Annotated in this window: 5 protein-coding genes; all 5 read right to left on the reverse strand. The window is 71.5% G+C overall.

What is annotated here, in order from left to right; all coding sequences use genetic code 11:
• On the reverse strand, nt 1-316 hold a 316-nt coding region (locus tag AB0O00_RS31315), incomplete at its 3' end, for a hypothetical protein (protein WP_363657505.1).
• Nucleotides 317-718: 402 nt separating this feature from the next.
• Nucleotides 719-1,603 (reverse strand): NmrA family NAD(P)-binding protein, encoded by an 885-nt coding sequence (locus AB0O00_RS31320; RefSeq protein ID WP_363657507.1) that lies wholly within the window; start codon nt 1,601-1,603, stop codon nt 719-721.
• Complete coding sequence (locus AB0O00_RS31325) at nt 1,600-2,124, reverse strand: hypothetical protein (protein WP_363657509.1); 525 nt, start codon at nt 2,122-2,124, stop codon at nt 1,600-1,602. Before AB0O00_RS31325 ends, AB0O00_RS31320 begins: the two co-directional genes overlap by 4 nt.
• Nucleotides 2,125-2,241: 117 nt before the next feature.
• Nucleotides 2,242-2,763, reverse strand: coding sequence for a MarR family transcriptional regulator (locus AB0O00_RS31330; RefSeq protein WP_363657511.1), 522 nt, complete (start codon nt 2,761-2,763; stop codon nt 2,242-2,244).
• A gap of 66 nt (nt 2,764-2,829) precedes the next feature.
• Nucleotides 2,830-4,032, reverse strand: a complete 1,203-nt coding sequence (locus AB0O00_RS31335) for an FAD-dependent monooxygenase (protein WP_363657513.1) — start codon at nt 4,030-4,032, stop codon at nt 2,830-2,832.
• Nucleotides 4,033-4,075 lie beyond the last annotated feature (43 nt).

The raw sequence follows: 4,075 nt of genomic DNA on the forward strand, positions 1-4,075 counted from the left end.
TGCTGCCGGACGGCACGCGCATACCCCCGCGGACGCCGGGGCCGAGCCCGGCGGCGGCGAGGCGGCGGCGCAGCTGCGCGACCTCGGTGGCCAGGGCGCGGTAGCTGAGCACCGTGCGGCCGTCGTCGAGGGCGGGCTCGTTCGGGTGGCTGCGCACGGTGGCGTCGAGGATGTCGACGAGCGTGCGGGGGGCCGGCGCCGGGCGGCCGGCGAAGACGGCTCGGTCCGGGGTTGCGGTCTGTGCTGCGACCTGTCCTGCGACCTGTCCTGCGACCTGTCGTGCGATCTGTTCAGGGTGGCTCGGTTCAGCTGTCATGGCAGCCCCTGCGCTCCTCGTCCTCGCCCCGTTCCGATCGTTTCCGGCCCTTGGGGGCGGTGGGGTCACTCGCTGTGGTCGGGTGCCCCCACTCCGGGGCCGAAGTAGACAACCGATCGATGGTAGCTCGGCGTCGCAGGGGGCGACGGGTGCGCTACTGACGGGTAGCGGGCGCAACTCGGCGATGGGTGACCGAATCTGACTGTTCATCAGCTGTTAACTGATGGGTCGTGGTTCGGATGTGATGGCGCGTCAGATGTTTTGACGGACCGTCAGATAAAAATCGGCATCGTGAGACATGCCACACGGGTTGGTGCTCTATTCGGGTGGCGGGCCCGGGGTTTTCGGCCGGATCAGGGGATTTCCGGCCGTTGTCCGGGCCCGCGAGGGGGGTTCAGCGGGTTAGCGGAAGAGGGGCAGGTGTTCCTCCAGGAAGGCGGGGAGCGTTCGGGGGACCCGCCCGGTCAGACGGGTGATCGTCGGGTCCGGCTCTTCTTTCCGGTGTACCGCGAGCCGCTGGATCTCCACCACGTGGGTCGCCAGCCACTCCGGCATCCCGGCTCGCGTCATCAGGTGTTCGCGCAGCTCGTCCGGCGACAGGTCGACATACCGGACCGGCCGGCCGAGCAGCTCGGCGAGCAGCCCGGTCAGCTCCGCGTGGCTGTACGCCCGCCCGCCGGTGAGCTCATACGTCCCGCCCGCCAGCTCCGGCCGCGTGAGCACGTCCGCGGCGATGTCGCCGATGTCCCGCACGTCGATGTAGTTGCAGCGCGCCCGCTCCATCGTGCCGTGCACCACCCCGGCCGCGGCGATCCCGGGCGCGAGCAGGAGGAGCTTCTGCATGAACGCGTACGGGCGCAGGATGGTCGTGGTCGGGGTGGCGGTGGGGGTCGCGGCTGGGGTGCGGAGGTGCTCCTCTATGAGGTGGTGTCCGCGTGAGACCGCTACGGGGGACAGCGGCTCGGCGGCCGGGGCGGAGATCTTGACGATGTGCTCCACGCCGCACTCCCTGGCGACGTCGATCGCACGCAGCTCGTGCTCGACCTGCTGCGGGCCGTTGGCCATGGTGAGGAACAGCTGGTGGGCTCCCCTCAGTGCGTTGCGCAGCGACTCGGGGTCGGCCGCGTCGGCGAAGACCGGCTCGGCGAGCCTGCGGGTGTGCTCGTCGAGGGACGCGGCCAGGCGGGCGGGGTCGCGGCTGAGTACTCGGGCCGGCGCGCCCATCGCGGCGAGGCTCCGGAGGGTGGCTCCGCCGGTGGCGCCTGCTGCGCCCATGATGACGATCACGAGGTCTGCCTTTCGGGGGTTGGGTGGGGTGTGTGGGTTGGGTGGGGCGTGTGGTTTGGGTCGGGTGTGGGGTTCGGGTGGCGGGTGGGGTTTGGGCGGCATGCCCGCCAGCGGAGAGTGATGAGTGTTGCGGCGATGGCCGAGGACACCGGCAGGTCGACGGGGAGACGGCTGGGCCAGGCTCGGTCGGCCAGCGCGGGTATGTGGGGCAGCCACTGCGCTCCTGCCAGGCCCACGACTGTGGCGACCGCTGCTGCGCCGATCGCGAGGACGGCCGCCACGACGATGCGGGGCGCGCGGGCTGACCAGGCGTCGGCTGGGCGGCGGCGCAGCCGGGCTCCGATCAGGGCTGCCACGATCGCTGACGTGCCGGCGATCGTCGTGACTGCGGCGACCGTCAGTTCGGCCTGGCGCGTCGCCACGCCGCCCGCTCCGGCCATCAGGGCGGGCATGACGTAGGCGGTCGCGACCTCTCGCCAGAGCGCGAATCGTGGGGGTGCGCCGGGGGCCTTCTTGCTCATGGGCTTCCTTGAGGATAGTGATTAGGTGCCTAATTATTTGGGCGTGGGATGGGCCGCAGCTGGTGCGGCCGCCCGGGAGGGAGGGGGAGGGGAAGGGAGGGGGTGAGGGGGAGGGAGTTAGTCGGCGGTCAGGGCGTCGATGCCCTTGACCACGCGGGCCAGGAGATCGAGGAAGGTCGTGCGCTCCTCTTCCGAGAGGCCCCCGACCATCGCCTGCATCCGCTCGTAGTGCTCGGGTGCCAGGTCGCGCAGCCGTTGGGCACCCCGCGCGGTGAGGATCACCACGTTGCGCCGCCCGTCCTCGACGGACGGGCGGCGGGCTACCAAGCCCTCCCGTTCGAGACCGTCGACCAGCCCGGTCACGGTCGCCCGCGACACGCCGAGGCTCTCCGCGAGCTCGGAGGGCGACTTCTCTCCGCCGTGGTCCTCCAGGTCGGCCAGCAGCCGGTACCGGCCGGTGGACAGCCCGAACCGGCCGAAGTGCACCTCGCCCGCCTGTCCGATCCTGGCGCCCGCCGCCATCAGCCTGGCCGCCACCAGGACCGCCTGCGGGTCGGCCGTGAGGCCGTAGCGGGCGATCTGGCGGCGCGCCTGGTCGAGCGTGGGGGCGCCTTGGCCGGCGTCGAGGGGCTGCGTCATGGATTTAATATGGCGCCTAATCAGTTGTCCGGTCAAGCCTGGTGGGGGTTTGTTGCCCTGGTGGCACTATGCGGCGCTTGGTGTGGGGGTGATGCGGGGTGCGGTCCAGTCCGCGTGCTTCAGGACGGTCCTCACCATCGCTCCCGGTGGGGTGAGGCGGATCGCCGCGTTCCGCAGGCCCACGGCGATCGGGTTGGTGAGCTGCTGGCCCATCCGGCCTGCTCGGCGGGCGTCCCTGGCCACCGTCAGGGTGCGGGGGCGGCGGGCGGCGTCGTAGCGGGTCAGCGCGGTGGCGATGGTGGTCTTGGTGGCGGAGGAGGAAGCCGTGGTGGCGGCGAGGGCGGCGGTGAGGGTTACTGCGTCTTCCAGTGCCTGGCATGCGCCCTGGCCCAGATGCGGTGTCATCGCGTGGGCCGCGTCGCCGAGCAGGGCGATCCGGCCGACCGCGAAGGACGGGATGGGTGTGACGAGCTCGTTCACGTCGTGGTGCAGCACGTCTTCCGGACGGGTCGCCGCCAGCAGCGCCGGGATCGGGTCGTGCCAGCGGGCGAACCTTCGGCGCATCTCGTCGAGCGGGTCCCGGTAGCGCAGGCCGGCCGGGGCGTTGAGCGTGGCGTGCCACTCGGCCCGGCCGTCCGGGAACCCGATGTGACCGAACTCGGCGCCGTGGCCCCATGTCAGCGCGAAGTCGTCCGCCAGGCCTTCGATCGGGCGGTCCGTGATCGCCCGCAGGACCGTCGACCCCGCGTACACCGGGCCGGGGTGGGACGGGAACAGGCGCCGGCGCACCTTGCTGTTGATCCCGTCGGCGGCCACGACGAGGTCCGCTTCCAGGGTGGTTCCGTCGTAGGTCACCCGGGCTTTGTCCTTGCCGTCGGTGACTTCGGTGACCTCGGAACCGATCACCAGGTGCTCGGGCGGCACCGCGGCGCGCAGGATCCGGTGCAGGTCCGCCCGCGGGATGCCGACGATCGGGGTGCCCAGCTCGCGCTCCAGTGCGGCGCCGTCCATCATGGCGAGCCGGCGGCCGTCGGGGGTTCGCGTTCCTCCGGTGTATTGGCGCCGCGACGTCGCTTCGACGGCTTCGGCGACGTTCAGGGTCGCGAGTGCGCGCATGCCGTTGGCGTGCAGGGAGATTCCGGCGCCCGCGTCGTCCAGGACCGCGGCTCGTTCGACGACGGTCACGTTCCAACCCACCAGCCGGAGCCCGATCGCGGCGGCCAGGCCGCCGATACCGCCCCCGACCACCACTGCGGTGTTGTTGCTCATGGCTGGTCCTTTCGTGGTGCCTTCTACATCTGTAGAAGGGAGG

It is taken from the genome of Kitasatospora sp. NPDC093558 (assembly GCF_040683475.1).
Classification (GTDB): Bacteria; Actinomycetota; Actinomycetes; order Streptomycetales; family Streptomycetaceae; genus Kitasatospora.

Coding starts and splice junctions, on each gene's coding strand:
- AB0O00_RS31335 (WP_363657513.1), bottom strand. CDS start 4,032: ATGAGCAACAACACCGCAGTGGTGGTCGGGGGCGGTATCGGCGGCCTG.
- AB0O00_RS31325 (WP_363657509.1), bottom strand. CDS start 2,124: ATGAGCAAGAAGGCCCCCGGCGCACCCCCACGATTCGCGCTCTGGCGA.
- AB0O00_RS31330 (WP_363657511.1), bottom strand. CDS start 2,763: ATGACGCAGCCCCTCGACGCCGGCCAAGGCGCCCCCACGCTCGACCAG.